This window comes from Microbacterium sp. TNHR37B (genome assembly GCF_001620065.1).
Classification (GTDB): Bacteria; Actinomycetota; Actinomycetes; order Actinomycetales; family Microbacteriaceae; genus Microbacterium.
The window spans coordinates 313,020-336,857 of the sequence record NZ_LQGV01000003.1 but is presented as its reverse complement, the minus strand read 5'-3'; the positions used below and the strand labels follow the sequence as shown (position 1 = coordinate 336,857).

Sequence of the window (23,838 nt, the reverse complement as noted above, 5' to 3'; positions counted from 1 at the left end):
CCCGCAGGCCTCAGCCTCAGGCGCCCAGCAGCGTCTCGATCGGACCGCGGGCGAAGAAGATCACGAACCCGCCGGCGACGATCCACAGGAGCGGGCTGATCGTCTTGCCGCGTCCCGACAGGGCGTGCACCAGTACCCAGCTGACGAATCCCGCTCCGATGCCGTTGGCGATCGAGTAGGTCAGAGGCATGACGGTGGCGGTGAGGAAGACCGGCAGCAGCACGCGGAAGTCGGTCAGATCGATGTGGGCGATCTGGGCGAGCATCATCGCTCCGACGATGACCAACGCGGCCGCGGCCACCTCGGTCGGCACGATCGAGGTGAGCGGGGTGAAGAACATCGCGAGGAGGAACATGAGTCCCGTCACCACGTTCGCCAGGCCCGTCCGGGCCCCCTCGCCGATGCCCGAGCCGGACTCGATGAAGACCGTCGCCGACGACGACGAGGTCGAACCGCCGACGACGGCGCCGACGCCCTCGACGACGAGCGCCGACTTGATGCGCGGGAAGTCGCCCTTCTCGTCGGCCAGTCCCGCCTCCTTGGCGAGTCCGGTCATCGTGCCCATCGCGTCGAAGAAGTTCGAGAAAACGAGGGTGAAGACGAGCATCACGAGGGTCACGAGCCCCACGCGGGAGAAGTCGAATCCGAAGCTCACGGCACCGACCAGCGCGAGGTCGGGAAGGCTCACCGGCGCACCGGAGAGCGCCGGGATCGTCAGGCCCCAGCCGCCGGCCTTCTCGGTGGCCGGTCCCAGGTGCCAGATCGCCTCGGCGATCACGGCCAGGATCGTGCCGGTGACGAGGCCGATCAGCATGCCGCCCTTCACCTTGCGGGCCACGAGCACCCCGGTGACGAGGAGCGTGATGACGAACAGGAGCGTGGGGATCGTCGCGACCGACCCGGCGACGCCCAGGCCCACGGGCGGCGAGGCGGAGAGGGTCGCCGTCACGAATCCGGAGTTGACGAATCCGATGAAGGCGATGAAGAGGCCGATGGCCACCGTGATGGCGAGCTTGAGCTGAACGGGCACGGCGTCGAAGATCATCTTGCGCAGACCGGTCGCCGCGAGCAGGACGATGATCAGACCGTTGATGACGACCAGCGCCATCGCCTCGGGCCAGGTGACCTCGCCGACGACGCTGAACGCGACGAAGGCGTTGATGCCGAGCCCGGCGGCGAAGGCGAACGGCAGTCGGGTGACGAGGCCGAAGAGGATCGTCATGACCCCGGCGGTCAGGGCGGTGACCGCGCCGACCTGGTCGAACTCGAGGGCGTGGCCGGCGACGTCGGGCTTGCCGCTCAGGATGATCGGGTTGAGGATCACGATGTAGGCCATCGTGACGAACGTCACGAGGCCCCCTCGGATCTCGGCGCCGACGGTGGATCCGCGGCGGGTGATCCCGAAATAGCGGTCGAGGGCTCCCCGGGGGGTGGGTTCGGTCGTCGATGCCGTGGCGGCGCGGTTGGTCATGGATCCTCCTGGCAATGACGGTATCGCGCCCGCGCGCCCCCCGGGAACGCACACGAGCGCTCGGTAGGGTCGAAGCCGCATGAATCGCCTCCTCGTCGCCCTCCTCTCCGCCCTCGACGCCCTCGTCGCGGTCGCGGTCGGCCTGGCCGCATCCCTCGCGCCGCTGACCCTGCTGTGGTCCTTCGGGCTGCCAGGTGACGCGGACTGGGGGGCGCTGTGGCCCGCCGCAGTGCGGATCTGGCAGGCGGGACACCTCGTGCCTCTCGACGTGCACATCGACGCGCAGTACGCCACCGACGTCGGGATCCCGGCCGACGGCACGACGTTCGTGCTGTCGCTTGCGCCGCTCGCGTTCGCGGTGTTCACAGCCCTCTTCGCCGCGCGGTCGGGACTGCGCGCGGCGCGCGCCGGAGCGTGGGCCGTGGGCGCGGTGAGCGGTACGGCGGTCGCGGCACTGCTGGCGCTCCTCGCGGCGCTGTCGACGACGAGATCGGCGGTGGACGCGGTGGTCTCCACCGATCTCGCGGCTGCGGTGTTCTTCCCTGCAGCTGTCTACGGTCTCCCGGCTTTGGGTGCCGCGGCGTGCCGCGCCTGGCACGACGGCGACGCCGGGCTCCTCGACCGGGTGCGAGAGCGACTCGACCTCGACCCGACCGTCGTCGCCGCCTCGGCGCGGGGTGCCGCGGCCGGAGCGATGGGTCTCGTCGGGGTGGGGGCGGCTGTTCTGGCCGTCGCCGTCGCGGTGGGTGCCGGACGGATCCTCGCCCTGTTCGAGGCGGCCCACGTCGACCTCGTCGGCGCGATCGTGGTCGCCGCCGGTCAGCTCCTCTACCTCCCCGCCATGATCGTGTGGGGCGCGGCCTATGCCGCCGGCCCTGGGTTCGCGGTGGGGGTCGGTACTGCCGTCTCCCCGGGCGGGACGGCACTCGGCGTGGTGCCCGGCATCCCCGTGCTCGGCGCGATCCCCGAGCAGCCCTCCCCGTGGCTGCTGCTCCTGGCCCTCGCCGTGGTCGCCGTCGGTGCTCTCGCCGGAGCCGTGGGACGGGCGCGCCTGCGCCGTGCGGGCGCCGATGACTCCTGGCGCGCGCGGCTCGTGGTGTGGGGGGTCATCGCCGTCGCGGCGGCGGCCTCGGCGGCCCTGCTCGCCGTGGTGGCCTCGGGCGGTATCGGACCGGAGCGCCTGCAGCAGGTGGGTCCGTCGACCGGCGCGTTCGCCCTCGCGGTCGGCCTCGAAGTGGCCGTCGGTGCCGGTGCCGTCCTCTGGGCGCCCCGGAGGCAGGACGACCCGGTGGCGCGTGTCACGGGGGAGGCCGAGGGCCACGCGACGCGGGATGCCGCGCCGGCCACCACGGGATGGCGCACTGGGCACCAGGTCGACGGCGACCAGGACGCCGGCGATCAGGACACCGAGGACCTCGGCCTGGACCTGGACCTCTTCCGGGGGACCGAGCAGCGCCCGGCCCCGCCGGTAGACTGAGCGGGTGCTGACCCTCGCCGTCCTGATCTCGGGCGCCGGCTCCAACCTGCGCGCCCTCCTCGAGGCGACGCATGAGGCCGACTTTCCCGCGCGCGTGATCGTGGTGGGCGCCGACCGTCAGGCCGATGGGTTCGCCCACGCCGAGGCCTTCGGCATCCCGACGCTCCTGGTGCCCTTCCACGACTTCGAGTCCCGCGAGGAATGGGGGGCGGAGCTCCACGCGCAGCTGTCGGTGTGGCAGCCCGACCTCCTCGTGCTGAGCGGTCTCATGCGGCTTCTTCCCGCCCCGTTCGTCGATGCCTGGGCGCCGCGCATCATCAACACGCACCCCGCCTACCTGCCGGAGTTCCCCGGGGCACACGGCGTCCGCGACGCGCTGGCCGCGGGTGTGGACCAGACCGGCGCGAGCGTCATCGTCGTCGACGGCGGCGTCGACACCGGGCCGATCCTCGCGCAGGAGCGCGTGGCAGTGCTGCCCGGGGACACCGAGCACACGCTCCACGACCGCATCAAGCCCGTCGAACGTCGCCTCCTCATCGACGTCGTGCGTCGGATCGCTCAGGGCGATCTCGACCTGAGCGCGGCCGCCCCCACCGCTTCCTCCCGCTGAACGCTCACCACCCCTGACGACAGGAGCCCCCATGGCCGGTCCGACCATCGACCCTGCCCTCTACCGCGAGCGCGATCTCGTCCCGATCCGCCGCGCCCTGATCTCGGTCAGCGACAAGACCGACCTCCTTCCGCTCGCGCAGGCCCTCGCCGACGCCGGGGTCGAGATCCTCTCCACGGGTGGGTCGGCCTCACTCCTGCGCGAGTCGGGGATCGCCGTCACCGACGTCTCGGAGATCACCGGATTCCCCGAGTCGCTCGGAGGGCGGGTGAAGACACTCCACCCCAACGTGCACGCGGGCCTGCTCGCCGACCTCCGTCTCGAGGACCACGAGACCCAGCTGGGAGAGCTCGGCATCCTCCCGTTCGAGCTCGTGGTGGTCAACCTCTACCCGTTCAAGGAGACGGTCGCCTCGGGGGCGGTGGGCGACGCCGTCGTGGAGCAGATCGACATCGGCGGCCCGGCGATGGTGCGTGCATCGGCGAAGAACTTCGCCAACGTCGCCATCGTCGTCTCGCCGGAGTCCTACCCCGCGATCATCGACGCGGTCGCCGGCGGGGGCACGAGCCTCGCGCAGCGCCGCGACCTCGCCGCGCGCGCCTTCGCTCACACGTGCGAGTACGACCGCGCGGTGGCCACGTGGTTCGCCGATCAGACCCTTTCCACCGACGAACTGCCCCAGCACCTCACGATCACGGCGGAGCGGCTCGAGACCCTCCGCTACGGCGAGAACGCGCATCAGCGCGCGGCCATCTACACGCGCGCCGGCGGTCACGGCATCGCTCAGGCGACGCAGCTGCAGGGCAAGGAGATGTCCTACAACAACTACGTCGACGCCGACGCCGCCCTGCGTGCCGCGTTCGACCTGGTCAAGCCCGCGGTGGCGATCATCAAGCACGCCAACCCGTGCGGCATCGCGATCGGTGCCCCGAACGCCCTCGACCCGATCGCCTCCGCGCACCTGCGGGCGCACGAGTGCGACCCAGTGTCGGCTTTCGGCGGGGTCATCGCCGCCAACCGCACCGTGACCCTCAAGATGGCGGAGAACCTCCGCGACATCTTCACCGAGGTCATCGTCGCCCCCGACTTCGAGCCGGAAGCCCTGGAGGTGTTCGCGCTCAAGAAGAACCTCCGCGTGCTGCGCCTTCCCGCCGACTGGAAGCAGGAGCGGATGGATGTGCGCCTGGTCTCGGGAGGCCTTCTGCTGCAGGACGCCGATCGGTTCCCCGACGAGATCGAGTCGGTCGCCACCGACTGGCAGCTGGTCTCCGGCGATGCCCCCGCCCCGGAGGAACTCGAAGGAATGATCTTCGCGTGGAAGGCGTGCCGCGCCGTCAAGTCCAACGCGATCGTGCTGGCGCAGGGGTCTGCCACGGTGGGGATCGGGATGGGACAGGTCAACCGTGTCGACTCCTGCCGCCTCGCCGTCGAGCGGGCGGGGGACCGCGCGGCCGGTTCGGTGGCGGCCTCCGACGCCTTCTTCCCCTTCGCCGACGGGCCGCAGGTGCTCATCGACGCCGGCATCAAGACGATCATCCAGCCGGGCGGCTCGGTGCGCGACCAGGAGGTCATCGACGCGGCGCGGGCGGCGAACGTCACGATGTTCTTCACGGGGGAGCGTCACTTCTTCCACTGACGGACACGTCGATCGGGCGGTCACCACCGTGTCCGATTCCCGCGAGTCCAGACCGTCGTTCCGTGACACAGTGGAGGCATGTCCCTCGCGAGCATGACCTTCGATGAGCGCTATCGCGCCATCGACGCCCGTGATGCCCGCTTCGATGGACAGTTCGTCACGGCCGTGCGCTCGACGGGGATCTACTGCCGTCCGTCGTGTCCGGCCCGGACGCCCAAGCCGGCGAACGTCACCTTCTACCCGACCTCCGCCGCCGCGCACGAGGCGGGGTACCGCGCGTGCAAGCGCTGCCTGCCGGAGGCGGCACCGGGGTCGCCGGAATGGAACGTGCGCGGCGACACCGCCGCCCGCGCCATGCGTTTGATCGCCGACGGCGTGGTGGAACGGGAAGGGGTCCCCGGTCTCGCGGCGCGGCTCGGGTATTCCGCCCGCCACCTCACCCGGCTCCTGGCGGCGGAGCTCGGTGCCGGGCCGCTCGCCCTCGCTCGCGCGCACCGAGCGCACACCGCCCGCATGCTGCTCGTCGGGACCGACCTTCCTGCGTCCGACGTCGCGTTCTCGTCGGGCTTCGCCAGCGTCCGCCAGTTCAACGACACGGTGCGTGAGGTCTTCGGGCTCACCCCCTCGGCCTTGCGCGCCCGGCGGGGAGCGCGCGCCGAGGCCGCCCCTCCCGGGACGATCGAGCTCACCCTGGCCCATCGGGAGCCCTTCGACGCCGACGGCCTCTTCGCCTGGATGGCGGCGCGTGCCGTACCGGGCGTGGAGGTGGCGACACCGACCTCCTTCTCGCGCACCCTGCGGCTGGACGGAGGCCCGGCCTGGTTCGAGCTGCGGCGCGACCGCGAGGGCCGGATGCGCCTGCGCGCGCGCCTCACGCAGTTGCGCGACCTGATGCCGGTCGTGACCCGCGCTCGACGTCTGTTCGATCTCGATGGCGATCCCGTCGCCGTCGACAGCGCGCTGCGTTCCTTCCCCGAGCTGGCGCCGCGCATCGACGCCGTCCCCGGCATCCGCGTTCCCGGCGCGGCCGATCCTCACGAGATGCTGATCCGCGCGATGGTCGGCCAGCAGATCACCGTCGCTGCCGCGCGCACCGCCCTCAGCACTCTCACCGAGGCGCTGGGGGAGCCGGTGGCGGCCTTCGAGGGGACCGATCGGCTCTTTCCCACCATGCGGGCGATCGCCGAGCACGGCGACGAGGTGCTGCGCGGGCCGGCCGCCCGGATCCGTGCCCTCACCTCCACCGCGGCCGCCCTCGCAGACGGCGACCTCGTCCTCTCGCCCGGTGACGACGGCGCCGTCCAGCGTGAGGCGCTGATGGCCCGCGCCGGCATTGGAGCCTGGACGGCCGACTACGTGCGGATGCGTGTGTTGAACGATCCCGACGTCTTCCTCCCCGGCGATGTCGCCGTCCGCACCGGTGCCGGCGCCCTCGGCCTCCCTGTCGAACCCCGCGCGCTGACGGAATGGTCCACGCGCGCGGCGCCGTGGCGGAGCTACCTCACGGCCCACTTCTGGCGGGCGGTGCCGCCCCGTGCACCCGCGTCCCGCCGCGGGGCGTCGCACTCACGCATCGCCCCGGCCTCTGCCCCCGACACCGACCCCTCTTCACTCCTGGGAGCACCATGACCGCCCTCCTGCACACCCTCGCGACCCCCGACGGGCCGTTCACGATCCTCGCCGACGAGCGGCAGCGGGTCCTCGCCTCCGGGTGGACCGATGACCCCTCCGCGATCCTCGCCCGGCTGCGCCTGGCGCCGGGTGAGGTTCGAGAGGGACGGGCCGATGCCGCGGCGGCCGTCGCGGCGTACTACGACGGCGACGTGCGTGCGATCGACGACGTGGTCGTCGCGCAGTCGGGCACCGCGCTGCAGCGGGAGGGGTGGGCTGCGCTTCGCCGTATCGCGCCCGGCGAGCCGTTGACCTACACGGGGTTCGCGGCCCTGCTCGGGCGGCCGACGGCGGTGCGGGCGGCGGCGTCGATCTGCGCCCGCAATGCCCCGGCGTTGTTCGTCCCCTGCCACCGGGTGCTGCGCGGTGACGGGACGCTCGGCGGCTTCGCGTGGGGAGTGGAGGTCAAGCGCCGCCTCCTCGCTCGTGAGTCGGCCTGAGCCGCGCCGATCGCGGCGGGGCAGATCGCCGTTGCATTCAGGGAACACTCAGGTATAGGCTGGAGGGCTGTCGCGCCGGTGCCGGATGCGACAGCGTCCCTGTCACCGACCCGAGGAGGAAGCCATGTCCCAGGCCATCGTCATCACGAAGCCGCGTGTCCTCTTCGCCGTCGCCGGACGCTCGTACCGCGGGTAGAACCGCTCCTCGCCTCTCGGGAAGCGTTCGTCCGCTCCCCGCGTTCGGTACCGGTAGGCCACGCCTGACCGGTGATTCTCGCGCCCGTCGCTCTCCCCACCTCGCCGCCTCGGCATCCGCTCCACCCATTTCTCAAGGATCATGACCTCTTCCACCGAGAGCCCCACGCCCCCTCTGTCCACTCCGCGGGCGCTCGCCCGCCTCTACCCGTTCGCGAAGCCGGTGCTGCCGCGCCTCGCCCTGGGAGCTGCCAGCGCGCTCGCCGCCAGCCTCCTCGCGCTGTCGATTCCTCTCGTCCTCGAGGCCGTCGTGCAGGGGCCCATCGCCTCGAAGGACCTCGGGCAGCTCGTCTGGGGCGGCGTCGCGATCCTCGTCCTCGGCCTGCTGGAAGCCCTCATGGTGTGGGCCCGGCGCTTCTTCGTGATCGCGCCCTCCACGAAGGTCGAGTACGACCTCCGCACCGGTTTCTTCCAGCGTCTCCAGCGCCTCCCCGTCGCGTTCCACGATCGGTGGCAGTCGGGTCAGCTGCTCAGCCGGATGATGCAGGACATCAGCATGGTGCGCCGTTGGCTCGCCTTCGGCCTCGTGCTGCTGCTGGTCAACGCGATCACGATCGCCGTCGGTGCCGCGCTGCTGTTCCGCTGGCACTGGGCCCTGGGCGCCACGTTCCTGATCGTCTGTGCGCCGCTGTGGATCGCCGGCTTCCGCTTCGAGAAGACGTACGGCACGCTCGCGCGTCAGAGCCAGGACCAAGCCGGTGACCTTGCCACCTCGGTCGAGGAATCGGTGCACGGCATCCGCGTCCTCAAGGCGTTCGGGCGTGGCGCGCATGCGCTGCACAAGTTCACCCGGCAGGCCGAGACCCTCCGGGAGACCGAGCTGAGCAAGGCGCGTGCGGTCGGCTGGATCTGGTTCTGGCTCGTGCTGCTGCCCGACATCGCCTTCGCGCTGTGCCTCGGGGTGGGGATCGTCCTCACCCAGATGCAGCAGCTGACGATCGCGGAGCTCATCGCCTTCTTCGCGATGGCCACGGTGCTGCGGTGGCCGATGGAGTCCATCGGCTTCCTGTTCTCCTTCCTGCTGGATGCGCGCACCGCCACCGACCGCATCTTCGAGGTGTTCGACGAGGGCAACTCGATCGTCGACCCCGAGAACCCGGTCCGGCTGGCCGAGCCGCGGGGAGCCCTGCGGTTCGAGGGCGTGCACTTCCGCTATCAGGATGCGGCGCAGAGCGAGCGCGACCTGCTGAACGGTATCGACCTCGAGCTCCAGCCCGGCGAGACGATGGCACTCGTGGGCTTGACGGGATCGGGCAAGACGACCCTCACGACTCTTCCCGCGCGCCTGTACGACGTGACGGCGGGGCGGGTCACCCTCGACGGCGTCGACGTGCGCGATCTGACGTTGGCCGAACTGCGCACCCACGTGGGCATGGCGTTCGAAGACGCGACCCTGTTCTCGCAGACGGTGCGGGAGAACGTGCTCCTCGGTCGCGAAGACCTCGCTCCGGGAAGCCCCGAGGCCGAGGCGGTCCTGCGCGAGGCCCTGCAGGTGGCTCAGGCCGGATTCGTAGATCAGCTTCCGCTCGGCGCCGACACCGTCATCGGCGAGGAGGGGATGTCCCTGTCCGGCGGTCAGCGGCAGCGCCTCGCGCTCGCGCGCGCCGTCGCGGCCCGGCCAGCCGTCCTCGTCCTCGACGATCCGCTGTCGGCGCTCGACGTCGACACCGAGGCGCTCGTCGAGGACGCCCTCCGAGAGGTGCTCCACGCGACCACCGCGCTGATCGTGGCGCACCGCCCCTCGACGGTCACGCTGGCCGACCGGGTGGCGCTTCTCGAGGAGGGGCGGATCACCGCGGTCGGTACCCACTCCGAACTGCTGCGCACCAGCGCCCACTACCGTCACGTGATCTCGAGTCTCGAAGACGAACAAGCCCGCATGCGGGAGAGGGAGGTGAACCTGTGAGCACCACGGTCACCGGAACCAGCGGCGAAGACCGCTCCGACTACACGCGCGACGAGTCGCGCGCCATCCGCCAGCGCTCGCTGCGCCTGCTGGGCTCGCTGGTGGGGCCGCTTCGTCGGCAGATCATCCTGGCCGGGACGGTCCTCGTCATCTCGACCGCCCTGCGGGTGGCCGGTCCTGCGCTGATCGCCTTCGGAATCAATAACGCGCTGGAGACCGTCCTCGCCGACGGCGACTGGATGCCGACCATCCTGGTGGTCGCCATCTACCTCGTCGCGGGCTTCGGAGGCGCGGCGCTGATCGGCTGGTATGCCGTCGTTGCCGCTCGACTCACGCAGGCGGTGATGCTGGATCTCCGCAAGCGGATCTTCCTGCACACGCAGCGCTTGAGCCTCGAGTTCCACGAGTCGTACACGTCCGGCCGGATCATCTCGCGCCAGACCAGCGACTTGGACTCGATCCGCGAGCTGCTCGACGGCGGTCTCAACGAGCTCGTCTCGGGCGTCCTCTACGGCGGGTTCACGCTCGTCGCGCTCGTGCTCCTGGACTGGCAGTCCGGCCTCATCCTTCTGGCGATGGGCATCCCGCTGTGGTTCATCATGCGGTGGTTCTACCTGAGCTCGCAGAAGGTCTATCGCGAGTCCCGCGTGATCAGCGCGAAGGTCATCGTGAAGTTCGTGGAGTCGATGACCGGCATCCGCGCCGTCAAGGCGTTCCGCAAGGAGGAGCGCAACGACGAGGAGTTCGGAGAGCTCTCGAGCCAGTACCGAGACGTGAACCTGCGCTCGATCCGCTTGTTCGGGGTCTTCGAGCCCGGCATGATGGCCGTCGCCGCGGTGTCGGTGGCGCTGGTGGTGCTCTGGGGCGGCTTGCGCGTCGCCGACGGCTCGATCCTCGTGGGCACGCTCCTGGCGGCCGTGCTGTACGTCCGGAACTTCTTCTCGCCGTTGCAGGAGATCGCGTTCTTCCTCAACTCGTACCAGTCGGCCACCGCCGCTCTGGAGAAGGTCTCGGGCGTGCTGGAGGAGGAGCCGACCGTTCCCGACCCGGCCCACCCGGTCGACCTCTGGTCGGCGCGCGGGCACGTCGAGTTCCGCGACGTCACCTTCGGCTACAGCGACGACCGCACGATCCTGCCCCACTTCTCCCTCGACATCCCGGCCGGGCAGACGATCGCTCTGGTGGGGACCACGGGTGCGGGAAAGTCGACGCTCGCGAAGCTCGTCTCGCGGTTCTACGACCCGTCGCGCGGCGTCGTCGCTCTCGACGGTGTCGACCTGCGGGACCTGCACCCCAAGGATCTGCGAAGGGCGATCGTCATGGTCACCCAGGAGGCGTACCTGTTCAGTGGCACGGTGGCCGACAACATCGCGCTCGGCAAGCCCGACGCGACGATGGACGAGATCCGTGCCGCGGCGCGCGCGGTCGGCGCGCACGACTTCATCGAGCGCCTCCCCGACGGATACGCCACCGACGTCAATAAGCGTGGGGGGCGTGTCTCGGCGGGACAGCGTCAGCTGATCTCCTTCGCTCGCGCCTTCCTCGCCGACCCGGCGGTACTGATCCTCGACGAGGCCACGGCCTCGCTGGACATTCCGTCGGAGCGACAGATCCAGGATGCGCTGCAGACCCTGCTCGCCGATCGCACGGCCATCATCATCGCGCACCGTCTGTCGACGGTCGCGATCGCCGATCGGGTGCTCGTGATGGAGCACGGACGGATCATCGAGGATGACACCCCCGAGACCCTCATCTCGGGCACGGGGAAGTTCGCCCAACTGCACGCGGCCTGGCGCGAGTCTCTGGTCTGAGAGGCCTCGAAGCGCCCCGGGAGTCATTTCCGGGGCGCTTCGTCGTCTTCCGCATCAGCGCGAGGGGAGTGCGGCGTACAGGTCGATCGAGTTTCCGTCGGGGTCCAGCACGGTGGCGTACCGCTGGCCCCAGGGAGCGTCGAACGGGGCGACGTGGGCGGGATGCCCGGCGGCAGCCAGCGCCGCCACGGCGGCGTCGACCTCGGCGGGGCTCGCCTGCTCGAAGGCCAGGGCGATCCGGTGACCACCCTCCGCGGGAACGAAGGAAGGGTCGAAGCTGCGGATCGTCTCGACGGTGTCCCAGGCAAGGGCGACCCCGCCGGGGAGGGATGCGTCCACGTGGGGACTCGCGTCCTGGCCGTCGGCGATGTCGACGCCCAGGGCGCGATAGAAGGCGAGCGAGGCGGTCATGTCGCGCGTGACGATGCCGATGAATCCGAGCGAGAGTGTCATGCCGCCACGCTACGCGGCGCGCTCGCAGACGGCGAGGTGTCCACCGACGCAGCCCTGCGCGCACTTCGCGCAGGGCCCCTTTATGTGGGAGCGGTGCCACGCTACGATGCAGGCACATTCGCGTCGACGACGACGCACCCCCTGGATGCGAGGTGTGGCAGTGAGCACGGAAGTACGGAGCACGGAAACACAGGAAGCGATCATCCTCCGCAGGCGCCGCCGCAAGGCGCGCGCTCTGCTGGCCGGCGGACTGGTCCTCGGAGTCGGCGGAGCAGTGGTCCTCGCCGCGTGGACGGATGACGAGTTCGTCACTGGCCTCTTCTCGGCGGGACAGTTCAACCTCGAGGGCTCGGTCGATGGCAGTACGTACGCCGACCACGACACGGCGGGAAGCGCGGCGACGCTGAGCTTCTCCCTGCCGGTGGACGAGCTGGCTCCGGAGGAGACCGTCTACGCCGGGTTCTGGGTGCGGCTGGCGGCGGGGACGACCAATCCGGCCGACCTCTCCCTCGTCGGGCTCATGGGCACCGGCACCGCTGTCGCCGAGCTCGACTACGCGATCTACCCCCTCGCCGCGGGGGCGACGTGCGGAGCGGCCACCGCGACGGGCACGCCGCTGGCGGCGGGGTCTCTCGACGACACGGCGGTGACCAGCACGAGCGTCTCGTTGTCTGCTCCTGTCGCACCCGCCGCGGGGGTGGCCCAGCAGCTGTGCTTCGCCGTCACCTCCAGCGCTGGGCTGGAACAGGGCACCTCGGCGACCGGCGTCTGGCAGTTCACGGCCGCGTCGTCCTAGGAGAGAACGTGTCCTCCGATGTCGGCGTCGGGCGGCGCCGGGTCCCCGGACGACGCGGACGCCTCTTCCTCCGTGCGCGTGCCGTGCTGGCGGGGGCGATCGTGCTGGGCGTGGGCGCGGTGGCCACCCTCGCCGCCTGGACGGACAACGAGTTCGCCACCGCCACGGTCGGCTCGGGAAGATTCGGGATCGTGGGGAGCATCAGCGACGGCGCCTTCGCCGACCACGCCACGAGCCCCGGCGGAACGATCACCTTCACCCCGACGCTGGGCGGCGTCTATCCCGGTTCTCCCGCGGGGTTCACGACGGTACGCATTCGCACCGCGACGGCGGCGAGCGGCGGCTTCGACTCGGTGCCCGGTGTCGTGCGGATGCAGACGGCGACCTCGGCGTCGGGCGCGCTCGCCGCGGCCCTCGTCTACGCCGTGCGCGTCGTGCCCTCCGGGGCCTCGTGCGCGGAGGCGCTCTTTTCGAATGCTTCGGCGCCGGTGATCGTGCCCAATGGCACGGCTCTGTCCACGGACGTCGCCACGACGCCCGACGCCCCACAGGACCTGCAGGCGGCGGGCGCGAACACCGTGACCTACTGCATCCGTATCGCCCTCCCGTCGACGGCGGCCGATGGCGTCCAGAACCAGACCACGACGGTCACGTGGCGCTTCGCGGGGTCCACGCCGTGACCGCGATCGCCGCGCTCGTCCTGTCCGGGCTCCTCGCGGCGGGGCTCTCCGGCCTCTCCGGAGGGCTGCCCACGACCAGCGCAGAGGCGCCGGAGGACCCCGACATCGTCCGTGTCGAAGCCACGCTCGACCGCGAGGCGGCGCGGCGTATGGAGCCGGGGGTCCCGGTCACGTGGGACGTCGCCGTGTCCGCCTCCCGCGACGACGGCGTGATCGACGTGCGATGGGAGGGGGGCGATCCCACCGGTTCCTTCTCCGTCGAGGTGCGGGAGTGCGACGTCGCGTGGACGTCCGCGGGGTGCCGATCGGGGGAGCACGTTCGCCCCAGGGTGTCCGCCGACAGCGCGGCCGCCATCGCCACGATGCCCTCCCGCGAGACGCGATGGTATCGGTTGCGGATCTGGCTGGCGGACAGCGGCGGCGCGCCGGACGCTCGCGTCGCGCGACTCACGGTCCACGCGCGCGGCGAGGGGCGCGGGGACGAGGAGGGCTTGGCGCAGAGCGGCGGCCGCGTCGGGATGATGTTCCTGCCGGCGCTGGGGGCGGTCGGCGCGGGCCTCCTGCTGGCGCGCATCGCCCGGGCGCGCCGGGAGGCCGCGCCGTGAGTCGCCGAGACGTTCGACGACGAGCCGGCTGGGGAGCGGTCGCCCTCGTGTGCGCCCTGGGCCTGTCGCCCACGGCCGGCCTTCCGCAGGCGGTCTCGGCCGCGTGGACCGATCAGGAGCTCTCTGCGGCGAGCATCGCGTCCACGGGGGTCGTCGCGCCGACCAAGAACGGGTGCTCGATCGTGCTGGGGCTCTCGGTCACCTACTCCTGGATCAATCCCACGACGGGCGCACCGCGCACGGGCTACGTCTTGGAGATCCTCCGTCAGGGAGTCGTGCAGGCCTCCATCACCGTCGCAGCCGGGGCGACGTCGGCGTCGACCTCGGGCTTGTTGTCCACGCTGCTGGGGGGAGTCACGTATGACGTGCGGGTGCGCGCGGTGTCGAACACGTGGAGTTCCCCCGCCGTCACCGGAACGTTCTCCACGACCCTCGCCGGACTCATCACGGGCTGCACGTGGTGACCGAGGCGCCCCGGCGCGGACTCCGCGTCGTCGGAGAGACGCTCCTCAGTCTCCTCGCGCTCGGCGGGCTCATCTGTCTCGCCCTCGTCGTCGCTGCCGTGGTCTTCCGCGTCACGATCATCATGTTCGCGACCGGCTCGATGTCGCCGACGATCCCGGCGGGGTCGATCGCCTTCGTCCGTGAGATCCCGGCCACCGAGATGTCGGTCGGCGACGTCGTGACCGTCTCCCGCGATCCCGAGCTCCCGATCACCCATCGTGTCGTCGGGATCGATTCGGTCGACGGAGACCGGGTCACTTTCCGGATGAAGGGTGACGCGAACGCCTCGGAGGACCCGGTTCCCTACACCGCCACGACGGTGCGGCACGTGTGGTGGGCGGTTCCGGGAGTCGCGGCCGCCGTCGCCTGGCTCCAGCACCCCCTGGTCCTGGCGGTCGTGACGATCGGGGCGGCGATTCTGGTCACGTGGGCCTTCTGGCCGCGCCGGGAAGAGGGCGACGAGGCCTCGATGGGGGAGGGAGATACGAGACCTCGCCGCCGGTCACGGGCCCGCGGTGAATCCCGCGCGCAAGAGGGAAGCGGCGACGATGCGACGGCGAGTGATCAGAGCCTGACCTCGGCGACGACCTCGCCGAACTCGGTCTCGCCCACCGGGGTGAATCCGACGCGCCGGAAGAACGCCTCGGGGCCTTCCTCTCCGGCTTCGTAGATGACGTTGACGTGGTCGACGCCGCGGGAGCGCGCCTCTTCGAGAAGTTTCTCGACGGCGAAGCGCCCCACTCCGCGGCCCTGGTCGTCGGCATCGACGTTGATCCGCCACAGCACCGAACGGAAGTGCTCGTGCGGTGCCTCGGGGTCGAAGTTGGCGCTCACGAACCCGACGACCTCGTTGTCGTCGAGGACGACGCGCTGCCACGCGGTGGCGGGGTTGACGACGGCGGCGGCCACGGCATAGCTCGTCGGCGCCAGGAACTGCTCCTGGCCCGGCTTGAGGGACATCGCGTTGACCGCGACGATGGTCGCAGCCGACAGTTCCACCAGGCGAAGCTCCGTCATGGCCCCAGGCTACTCGCCGGGCCGAGCCCGCGCATCCGTCTCCGGGGGGACATCTCCCGCCCCTCGGCAGATATCTCGACGTCAAGATAGTTTGGTGCGGTGCGATAGGCTGAACACCGATCCGCGACGCCCACCAGGAGAGATCAGACGTGCCTGAGTCCACCATCATCTACACCCACACCGACGAGGCTCCGGCTCTGGCCACGGCCTCCTTCCTCCCGATCGTCCGCGCCTTCGCCGGGCAAGCCGGGGTCGAGCTCGAGACTCGCGACATCTCGCTCTCGGGGCGCATTCTGGCCGCGTTCCCGCAGCGCCTCACCCCCGAGCAGCAGGTCGGCGACGCGCTAGCGGAGCTCGGTGGGCTCGCCACCCTTCCCGAGGCGAACATCATCAAGCTCCCCAACATCTCCGCGTCGATCCCGCAGCTCAAGGCCGCCATCGCCGAGCTGCAGGGGCAGGGGTACGACATCCCGGACTATCCCGACGACCCGACCACGGTCGAGGACAAGGACGTCCGCGCGCGGTACGACCGCATCAAGGGCTCGGCCGTGAACCCCGTGCTCCGCGAAGGCAACAGCGACCGCCGGGCTCCCCTGTCGGTGAAGAACTACGCCCGCAAGCACCCGCACCGCAACAAGCCGTTCGCGGCGGGCTCGCGCACGCGCGTCGCCACGATGGGGCACGACGACTTCAAGAGCAACGAGAAGTCCTGGGTCTCCGCCCACGACGACGTCCTGAGCGTGCGCCACGTCGCCGAGGACGGCACGGTGACGGTGCTGAAGCCGGAGCTGAAGGTCCTGCCGCGCGAGATCATCGACGCCACCTTCCTCTCGGCCGCCGCCCTCGACGCGTTCCTCGCCGAGACCCTGCGCGAGGCGCAGCAGGAGGGCGTGCTGTACTCGGTGCACCTGAAGGCGACAATGATGAAGGTCAGCGACCCGATCATCTTCGGCCACGTCGTCAAGGCCTACTTCGCCGACGTCTTCGCCCGCTACGGCGACCGCATCGCCGCGGCGGGCCTCACGCCCAACAACGGCCTCGGCTCGATCCTCGCGGGCCTCGCCGACGTCGAGGGTGGGGATGAGATCATCGCCGCCTTCACCGCGGCGCTCGAGCAGGGGGCCCGCCTGTCCTACGTCAACAGCGACAAGGGCATCACCAACCTGCACGTGCCCTCCGACGTGATCGTGGACGCCTCCATGCCGGCGCTCGTCCGCAACGGCGGCAAGCTCTGGGGAGCGGACGGCAGCGAGGACGACACCCTCGCCGTCATCCCCGACTCCTCCTACGCCGGTGTCTATCAGGCGGTCATCGACGACGTCATCGCGAACGGTCCGCTCGACCCCGCGACGATCGGCACGGTGCCCAACGTCGGGCTCATGGCGCAGGCGGCCGAGGAGTACGGCAGCCACGACAAGACGTTCGAGATCGCCGCGGCCGGCGTCGTGCAGGTCCTCGACGGCCAGGGCGAGGTCGTCATCGAGCACGAGGTCCAGGCGGGCGATATCTGGCGTGCCACGCAGACCAAGTACCTCCCGGTCGTCGACTGGGTGCGCCTCGCCGTCAGCCGCGCGCGGGCGACCGGTGCGCCGGCGGTGTTCTGGCTCGACGTCAACCGCTCGCACGATGCGCAGCTGATCGCGAAGGTCTACCAGGCGCTCGCGACGATGGACACGCACGACGTCCAGATCTCGATCCTCGCCCCGGCCGAGGCCACGCGATACACCCTGGCCCGCATGCGGCACGGGCTGGACACGATCTCGGTCACCGGAAACGTCCTGCGCGACTACCTCACCGACCTGTTCCCGATCCTCGAGGTCGGCACCAGTGCCAAGATGCTCTCGATCGTGCCGCTGCTGGCCGGTGGTGGACTGTTCGAGACCGGTGCCGGCGGCTCCGCGCCCAAGCACGTGCAGCAGCTCGTGGAAGAGGACTACCTGCGGTGGGACTCGCTCGGCGAGTTCTTCGCGCTCGCCGCGTCGTTCGAGCACCTGGCGGACTACACCGGCAACGCGCGCGCGAAGGTGCTGGCGGACACCCTCGACGCCGCGACCGGGACGTTCCTCGAGGAGGACAAGTCGCCCGGTCGGGCTCTCGGCACGATCGACAACCGCGGGAGCCACTTCTACCTCGCGCTGTACTGGGCGCAGGAGCTGGCGGCTCAGACCGACGACGCCGAGCTGGCCGCCGCTTTCGCGCCGGTGGCCGAGCAGCTGGCCGCGCAGGAGAAGACGATCGTCGATGAGCTCCTCGCGGTGCAGGGCAAGCCCGCCGACATCGGCGGCTACTACCACCCGGACACCGCGAAGGTCGACGCGGTGATGCGTCCGTCAGTGACGCTGAACGCGATCGTCGACGCTCTCTGATCCCCGCCGCGGCGTCACCCGCTGGTCCACGTGAGCGCGGCCAGCGGGTGATCGCCGGGCAGGGTCGAGAGCGCCTCGACGCCGTCGATCCCTTCGCCGCGGGGCGCCTCCAACGGGGCATGCACCCCGAGCCGATCGAGCTCTGAGACGAACGCCTCGCGCAGGAGCGGGGAGCGGAACACGCCGCCCAAGGCGCAGACACGCGCGTCGGGGTCGTCGCCGGCCGCGACGCGGATCAGTCCCGCGTGCACGCTCTGAGCCAGTTCTGATGCGGCTCGGTGCAGGATCGCCACGGCGACCGCGTCGCCACCGGCGGCTGCGGCCGCCACGGGCGCGGCGAACGAGGCCACCCGGCGGACCCAGTCCGGGTCGGACTGCAGCTGGATGTAGGCATCGGAAAGCTCCGGCCAGCTCTGCTCCACCGCAGCGCGCAGGCTCGTGGCCGGCCCGCGCCCGTCGAACGCGCGCATGGCCGCGACGAGCGCCTCCCGGCCGATCCAGAAGCCGCTGCCGGCGTCGCCCATCGTGTGGCCCCAGCCGTCGACGCGGGCGACCGCGTCGCGTCCCACCGCGAGGGTGACGACCCCGGTGCCGGCGGCGATGACCGCACCCCGGGCATCCCCGAGGGCGCCCAGGAACGATGTCGTCGCGTCGTGCGCGAGGATCACGCGGCGAAGAGGCGTGTCCGACAACAGCGCGGCCAGGTGCGCGGGGTCGGCACCGGCCGCGGTCAGGCCGGAGACCCCCGCCGCCAGCACCGCCGGGGCGACGCCCGACATCTGCAGCGCCGATCGGGCGGCGTCGGCGAGCTGAGGCAGGAGCAGCGTGTTGGTGCGGATGCCCGGAAGCGTCGTCTCGTGGACCACATCGCCCAGTCGCACCCGGATCTTCATGCCGGTCTGCCCGGCGTCGATGGAGAGCACGCCCGCAAGGGCGTCGTCGTGCGCGCTCACGACCGCGAGCCCAAGAACGCCGTCTGGGCCAGCCACTGGAAGGCCTGTCCACCCTCGTGCTGGTTGTGCGTGTAGACCTCGATCGCCTTGTCGGAGGCGCCGAAGTGGTTGTAGGCGGCATACACCGTGGACGGCGGGCAGATCGGATCGTGGAGCGCGACGGAGAAGAGCCCTGCTGCCGTGGCGCGCTTGGCGTGGTTGACGCCGTCGAAGTAGGAGAGCGTGTCGAACACCCGGTCATCGGCTCCGCGATGCACCGAGAGGTAGCGCACGACCTCCTGGTAGGGGTCGGTGTCGGTGAGGCCCACGGAACGCTCGAAGTGGCATAGGAAGGGCACGTCGGGAAGCGCGGCCACGAGGCCTTCCGACAGCCCCGCGGCGGCCAGGGCGATCCCGCCGCCCTGGCTCCCGCCGGTCACCGATACCCGCGCCGGGTCGACCAGGGGCAGAGTCCGGACGGCGTCGACCGCCAGGACGGCATCGGTGAACACGCGCCGGTAGTAATACGACGCGGGATCCTCGATACCCCGCGTCATGTATCCCGCGGCCGCAGGCCCGCTCGGGTGCGGGTCGGCGGTGGCGCCACCGGTGCCCCATCCGGAACCCTGCCCGCGCGTGTCCATCAGCAGGTGGGCGTACCCCGCCGACGCCCAGCCCAACCGCTCCACGGGGAGGCCGCGACCGCCGTTGTACCCGATGTACTCGACGATCGCGGGGAGCGGGCCGTCGGCGCGATGGGGGACCGTGAACCAGCCCTTGATGGGGTCACCTGCGAAGCCCGAGAAGGTGACGTCGAAGACGTCGAGCGTCGTGAACGGGGTCGGCTGCAGCGTGAGCACCGGAGGTGCGGCCACAGCGCGGGACTCCGCCAGGGTCTGTCGCCAGAAATCGTCGAAATCGGCGGGCTCACGGACGTCGGGAAGGTAAGCCTCCAGCTCTGGACGGCTCAGGTCGAAACGCGGCACGAAGCCACACTATCGACACTCATCCGTGGATCCAGACGTCGGTCCCCTCCGGCGACCAGTCGTAGATCCTCTTCGCCTTCGCCGGGGGCATGTTGACGCAGCCGGCACTCATGACATTGCCGAAGTTGTTGTGCCAGTACGCGCCGTGGAACGCCTGGTTGCCGTTGAAGTACATGACCCACGGCACGTCCTTCTGGGTGTACGCCTTGCCCGAGTCGCGCGCCGTGCCCTTCATGTCCTGCGAGGACGTCTTCCAGCCGATGCGGAAGTGACCGGGATACGTCACGGCCCCCGGCCGGCCACTGGAGATGAGCCAGGTGTCGACGACCTTCCCGTTCTCCTTGAGATAGAGGCGCTGGGCTCCGAGGTCGACCTCGAGCAGGCGGGCCAGCTCGGTCGTCTTGTGCGGGGTCACCTCGACGGGGAGCACGAGGGCGCCGTCGCCGGCAGCGAGCTGCGCCGCGAAGGTCTCCGCGACACCGGCGGTGTCGCCGAGCACGCGACCGTCCTTGCCTTCCTTCACGGTCCGGAGGACGTCTCCCGCGCTGTTGGTGACCACGGTCGCGTCGGCGACGTCCTGATCGATCGCGTCGCGGAGGTCCGCGACGGCGGCCTCGATTCGGCTGGCATCGGCGTTGATCGTGAAGTCGCCCTCGTCGGAGGCCTCGATGGTGAGCCAGGAGGCTGCTGTCTTCGCGGAGACGGGAACCGTGCGCTCATCGCCCACGTAGAAACCGACCTCGGCCAGGAGCGCGTTGAGCCGGTCGGCGGCGGCCTCGGCCTTGGCGGTCGTGGCGGCCGCCTCCACGGGGACGAGGACCGGGTCGATCACGAGGGTCGTCCGCCCCTCGGCGAAGGCCGTGTCGAGGGCTGACTGGAGGGCCTCGAGATCGATCCCCTGGCCGACGACGGCGGGCTCCGCGACGTACGTCTTCCCGTCGAACGTGACCGTTGCCGCCGTGGGGGAGGTGAAGAGGTCGGGCAACGCCTTCTGCAGCGCGGAAGCGGCGACCGTCGGGTCGAGGGTGATCTCGGCGTCGGTCGTCTCGCCGAACCACTGCGCAACGTTCCACATCGGGTGGGCATCGAATGCGCGTCCGGCGAGGGCGCCGGCGTCGACTTCGGCTCCCAGCTCCGCGGCCGTGAGCGTGGGCCCGCCGTCGCCGAGGGTCACCGTCGTCGTGGCCAATCTTTGCGAGATGGCGTCGGACGCCCCGCCGGCGGTGAGGAAACCGACCGGAACGCCGGCCACCGCCGTGCCGGGAGCGATGAGGACGAGGGAGGCGGCGACCAGTCCCACCGCGGCGACGCCGGCCGGGATCCCCAGGCGCAGGCCCCACCGTTTGCGGCGCGGGGCTTCCGTCGCGGGCGCCCACTGCACGGTCGGCGCGGCGGCGTCATCGGCGGGGGTTGTCGGTTCGCTCACGGTGTCACTCCCAGGGAGGTGGCGCGGAGGCCGGAGATCGGCGCACGGGCGCTCCTCCATGGTACGCGACGGGGCTCTCGTCGACCGGCAGGTGCCGAGGGCGGGGCAATGTAACGGTTTTGTAAATGATCCTTCCGAATTACGCATCTCTCTTGCGCCGGTCTAGTTCGTAAGGTCTACTAACAAACATGTCGAGAACGGATTCCCTGCGTCAGCCTGCCGGCCTCGCCAGCGGCGGTCGCGCCTTCGGCGCCGGGCGCAGCCTCCGCCACGCGGTGAAGGTGCTGCCCGAGCACGCCCGCGCGCACAACCGTTCGCTCGTGCTGCAGAACCTCTTCCACCACGGCGCCATGAGCCGCGCCGACCTCTCCCGGGAGACGGGACTGACCCGCGTGACCATCTCCGACCTCGTCGCCGAGCTCATCTCCGACGGGTACGTCGCCGAGCGCGGTGTGCGGGAGGCCTCGGGGCCGGGCAAGCCCGCCATCCTCGTCGACCTCGATCGCGAGGGACACCGCATCGTCGGCCTCGACCTGTCCGGAACGGATCGCTTCCTCGGGGCCGTCCTCACGCTCGACGGCGACATCGTCGCCCGCCACGGAGTCGCCGCGCCCAGCGATCCGGTCGACATCGTCGAGGCGGTCGTCTCGCTGGCCCGGACTCTCGTCGCGGACGCGCACGCTCCCGTGCTGGGCATCGGCGTCGGAAGTCCCGGTGTCGTCGATGAGCGGGGGGTGGTGCTGACCGCTCCGAACTTCGGCTGGCGTGACGTCGATCTGGCGGGTGCCCTCACCTCGGCGCTGGCCCTGCCCGTGCTCGTCGCCAACGACGCGAACGCCGCCGTGCTCGCGGAGTACACGTTCGGAGGCGCCGCCGACGACGTCATGCTCGTCCGCGTCGGCCGCGGTGTGGGTTCCGGACTCCTCTCCGGGGGGCAGCCGATGGCCGGGAGCCGCCACGCCGCGGGTGAGATCGGCCACGTCACGGTCGGCACCGATGGGGGTCCGCGGTGCGTCTGCGGCAAGGTCGGCTGCCTCGAGGCGTGGTTGTCGGTGCCCGCGATCGAGGGGCGGCTCGCCACGGCGGGCGCCGACCGCACCGCGATCCTCCAGGACGCCGGCGAGCGGCTGGGAATCGCGCTGGCCCCCATCGTCGGTGCGCTCGATCTCTCGGAGATCGTGCTCTCCGGTCCCGCTGAACTGCTTGACGGGCCGCTGGCCGAGGCGACCGTCGAGACCCTGCGTTCGCGCACCCTGGCCGAGTTCCACGACGGCGTGCGCGTGCGGATGACGGAGCACGGGGAGGACATCGTCCTTCGCGGCGCGGCCGTCATGGTCCTGTCAGGACGGCTCGGGGTGTCCTGACGCGCTCCATCACCCCCGGATGGGTCGACGACCCGTCCTTCCGGACGGAATCGCCCGATCCCGTCCGACACACCAAGAGAAACAAGAAGGAAGACAACATGAACAAGAAGCTCGGAGCCCTCGCGCTCCTCGGCGCTTCGGCCGTCATCCTCGCGGGATGTTCGACCGGCGGTGCGACGACGCCCACCGGCAACGGCACCCCGGAACCCGCCGAGCTGCGCGTCTGGCTCGTGGGGACCGACACGCCCCAGGCGGCGCGCGACTACCTGACCACGACGTTCGCCGAGGCGAACCCGGGCAGCAAGATCGTGATCGAGGAACAGCAGTGGACCGGTCTCGTGGACAAGCTCACCACGAGCCTCTCCTCCAGCGACAGCCCCGACATCGTCGAGATGGGCAACACGCAGGCGGCCGCCTTCACGTCAGCCGGTGCGCTGCTGGACCTCAGCGACATCTCCGACAAGCTGGGCGGCTCCGACCTGCTGGACGGATTCGTCGAGGCCGGCACCTGGGACGGCAAGCTCTACGCCGCGCCGTACTACTCCGGCGCACGCGTGGTGTTCTACAACACGGCGCAGTACAAGGAGGCGGGCGTCTCCGCGCCCAGCACCCTGGCCGACTACGTGTCGAATGGCGTCACGCTCGCTGACAAGCTGTCGGGGGTCTCCGGCGTCTACTTCCCCGGAAAGGACTGGTACAACGCTCTCCCGTTCATCTGGGAGAACGGCGGCGAGGTCGCGGTGAAGAACAGTGACGGCACCTGGGACGCGCAGTTGTCCTCCGAGGCGTCGCTGGCCGGTCTCGCCCAGGTCCAGGAGCTGATGACCAAGGCGTCGCTCGCCGCGAAGGACGGCGACGAGACCGAGGCGTGGGTCCCGTTCCGCACGGAGAAGGCGGCGACCCTGTCGGCGCCCAGCTGGGCCTACTGGTCGATCGTCGCGGACGAGGACAAGAAGGACACCGCCCTCACCGACAACCTCGGCTACTTCGCGCTCCCCGGCAAGGACGGCGGTGCCGCTCAGGTCTTCGCAGGCGGCTCGAACATCGGCATCGCGGCCCGCTCCGCCCACCCGGAGCTCGCCAAGAGCGCGCTGGAGATCATCCTGAGCGATGAGTACCAGACCATCCTCGCTGAGAACGGCCTGGTCCCGGCCAAGAAGTCGCTCGGAGACAAGGTCGCTGCGGCAACGCCCGAGCTGGCGAAGGTGATCGCTGAGGCGGCCGCCAACGCGAAGCTCACGCCGGCCTCGCCCAAGTGGGCGGACGTCGAGGCGAAGGGCCTGCTGCAGGACTTCTTCGTCAAGATCGCCAACGGGGGTGACATCGCCTCCCTCGCCGCCGATCTCGACACCCAGATCGAGTCGATCCTCAACGGCTGATCTCGATCCCGCCGTTCCCCCGGGTAAACCCGGCCCCGGGGGGACGGCTCCCT

21 protein-coding genes are annotated in these 23,838 nt (G+C 70.7%); 15 read left to right on the top strand and 6 right to left on the bottom strand.

Going from position 1 to position 23,838, the window contains the following annotated elements:
- Positions 1-16: 16 nt before the first annotated feature.
- Positions 17-1,471, bottom strand: a complete 1,455-nt coding sequence (locus tag AVP41_RS09855) for an NCS2 family permease (protein ID WP_067163853.1) — start codon at positions 1,469-1,471, stop codon at positions 17-19.
- 79 nt (positions 1,472-1,550) lie between these two features.
- Here AVP41_RS09855 and AVP41_RS09850 point away from each other — a divergent pair, with 79 nt between their 5' ends.
- The 7 genes from AVP41_RS09850 (at position 1,551) to AVP41_RS09815 (ending at position 11,277) form a co-directional block, all read left to right on the top strand.
- Positions 1,551-2,948, top strand: a complete 1,398-nt coding sequence (locus tag AVP41_RS09850) for a cell division protein PerM (RefSeq protein ID WP_197464310.1) — start codon at positions 1,551-1,553, stop codon at positions 2,946-2,948.
- A 4-nt stretch (positions 2,949-2,952) separates the two neighbouring features.
- Complete coding sequence (purN, locus tag AVP41_RS09845) at positions 2,953-3,558, top strand: phosphoribosylglycinamide formyltransferase (protein WP_067163850.1); 606 nt, start codon at positions 2,953-2,955, stop codon at positions 3,556-3,558.
- Positions 3,559-3,589: 31 nt separating this feature from the next.
- Positions 3,590-5,194 carry a bifunctional phosphoribosylaminoimidazolecarboxamide formyltransferase/IMP cyclohydrolase gene (gene purH / locus AVP41_RS09840; protein ID WP_067163848.1) on the top strand — a complete coding sequence of 535 codons (1,605 nt, stop codon included), beginning with the start codon at positions 3,590-3,592 and terminating at the stop codon, positions 5,192-5,194.
- A gap of 78 nt (positions 5,195-5,272) precedes the next feature.
- Positions 5,273-6,823, top strand: a complete 1,551-nt coding sequence (locus AVP41_RS09835) for an AlkA N-terminal domain-containing protein (protein ID WP_067163846.1) — start codon at positions 5,273-5,275, stop codon at positions 6,821-6,823.
- Positions 6,820-7,305, top strand: coding sequence for a methylated-DNA--[protein]-cysteine S-methyltransferase (locus AVP41_RS09830; protein ID WP_067163844.1), 486 nt, complete (start codon positions 6,820-6,822; stop codon positions 7,303-7,305). The genes AVP41_RS09835 and AVP41_RS09830 overlap by 4 nt, the downstream gene beginning before the upstream one ends.
- A gap of 337 nt (positions 7,306-7,642) precedes the next feature.
- Positions 7,643-9,466: an ABC transporter ATP-binding protein gene (locus AVP41_RS09820; protein WP_067163840.1), complete on the top strand. Its 1,824-nt coding sequence runs from the start codon at positions 7,643-7,645 to the stop codon at positions 9,464-9,466.
- On the top strand, positions 9,463-11,277 hold the full coding sequence (locus AVP41_RS09815) for an ABC transporter ATP-binding protein (protein ID WP_067163838.1): 1,815 nt from the start codon (positions 9,463-9,465) through the stop codon (positions 11,275-11,277). The genes AVP41_RS09820 and AVP41_RS09815 overlap by 4 nt, the downstream gene beginning before the upstream one ends.
- A 54-nt stretch (positions 11,278-11,331) precedes the next feature.
- Here AVP41_RS09815 and AVP41_RS09810 read toward each other — a convergent pair whose 3' ends face one another.
- Positions 11,332-11,730 (bottom strand): VOC family protein, encoded by a 399-nt coding sequence (locus AVP41_RS09810; protein ID WP_067163836.1) that lies wholly within the window; start codon positions 11,728-11,730, stop codon positions 11,332-11,334.
- Positions 11,731-11,890: 160 nt separating this feature from the next.
- Here AVP41_RS09810 and AVP41_RS09805 point away from each other — a divergent pair, with 160 nt between their 5' ends.
- From AVP41_RS09805 to AVP41_RS09785, 5 genes are read left to right on the top strand one after another with little or no spacing between them, the layout of a single operon-like run.
- The gene (locus AVP41_RS09805; protein ID WP_231902727.1) at positions 11,891-12,526 is read left to right on the top strand and encodes a SipW-dependent-type signal peptide-containing protein; all 636 of its coding nucleotides are present in this window, start codon (positions 11,891-11,893) and stop codon (positions 12,524-12,526) included.
- Positions 12,527-12,534: 8 nt separating this feature from the next.
- Positions 12,535-13,206: a SipW-dependent-type signal peptide-containing protein gene (locus tag AVP41_RS09800; protein ID WP_067163833.1), complete on the top strand. Its 672-nt coding sequence runs from the start codon at positions 12,535-12,537 to the stop codon at positions 13,204-13,206.
- Positions 13,203-13,811, top strand: coding sequence for a hypothetical protein (locus tag AVP41_RS16650; RefSeq protein WP_157532449.1), 609 nt, complete (start codon positions 13,203-13,205; stop codon positions 13,809-13,811). Before AVP41_RS09800 ends, AVP41_RS16650 begins: the two co-directional genes overlap by 4 nt.
- Positions 13,808-14,275 (top strand): fibronectin type III domain-containing protein, encoded by a 468-nt coding sequence (locus tag AVP41_RS16645; RefSeq protein ID WP_157532448.1) that lies wholly within the window; start codon positions 13,808-13,810, stop codon positions 14,273-14,275. The genes AVP41_RS16650 and AVP41_RS16645 overlap by 4 nt, the downstream gene beginning before the upstream one ends.
- Complete coding sequence (locus AVP41_RS09785; protein WP_082829242.1) at positions 14,272-14,985, top strand: signal peptidase I; 714 nt, start codon at positions 14,272-14,274, stop codon at positions 14,983-14,985. Before AVP41_RS16645 ends, AVP41_RS09785 begins: the two co-directional genes overlap by 4 nt.
- On the opposite strand, the gene AVP41_RS09780 is transcribed toward AVP41_RS09785, so the two are convergent.
- Positions 14,880-15,332 (bottom strand): GNAT family N-acetyltransferase, encoded by a 453-nt coding sequence (locus tag AVP41_RS09780; protein ID WP_067163827.1) that lies wholly within the window; start codon positions 15,330-15,332, stop codon positions 14,880-14,882. The two genes, AVP41_RS09785 and AVP41_RS09780, sit on opposite strands and share 106 nt — an antisense overlap.
- A gap of 149 nt (positions 15,333-15,481) precedes the next feature.
- Here AVP41_RS09780 and AVP41_RS09775 point away from each other — a divergent pair, with 149 nt between their 5' ends.
- Entirely contained in the window at positions 15,482-17,698 is a 2,217-nt protein-coding gene (locus AVP41_RS09775; protein ID WP_067163825.1) for an NADP-dependent isocitrate dehydrogenase, read from the top strand.
- A gap of 14 nt (positions 17,699-17,712) precedes the next feature.
- On the opposite strand, the gene AVP41_RS09770 is transcribed toward AVP41_RS09775, so the two are convergent.
- The 3 genes from AVP41_RS09770 to AVP41_RS09760 are packed head-to-tail and all read right to left on the bottom strand — an operon-like array spanning position 17,713 to position 21,042.
- Positions 17,713-18,651, bottom strand: a complete 939-nt coding sequence (locus tag AVP41_RS09770; protein WP_231902726.1) for an N-acetylglucosamine kinase — start codon at positions 18,649-18,651, stop codon at positions 17,713-17,715.
- Positions 18,648-19,616 (bottom strand): acetylxylan esterase, encoded by a 969-nt coding sequence (locus AVP41_RS09765; protein ID WP_067163822.1) that lies wholly within the window; start codon positions 19,614-19,616, stop codon positions 18,648-18,650. The genes AVP41_RS09770 and AVP41_RS09765 overlap by 4 nt, the downstream gene beginning before the upstream one ends.
- Positions 19,617-19,635: 19 nt before the next feature.
- Entirely contained in the window at positions 19,636-21,042 is a 1,407-nt protein-coding gene (locus AVP41_RS09760) for a L,D-transpeptidase family protein (protein WP_231902725.1), read from the bottom strand.
- Positions 21,043-21,230: 188 nt separating this feature from the next.
- On the opposite strand from AVP41_RS09760, the gene AVP41_RS09755 reads away from it, so the two are divergent.
- Positions 21,231-22,406 (top strand): ROK family transcriptional regulator, encoded by a 1,176-nt coding sequence (locus AVP41_RS09755; protein WP_067163816.1) that lies wholly within the window; start codon positions 21,231-21,233, stop codon positions 22,404-22,406.
- Between the two features lie 98 nt (positions 22,407-22,504).
- Entirely contained in the window at positions 22,505-23,785 is a 1,281-nt protein-coding gene (locus AVP41_RS09750) for an extracellular solute-binding protein (protein WP_067163813.1), read from the top strand.
- Positions 23,786-23,838 lie beyond the last annotated feature (53 nt).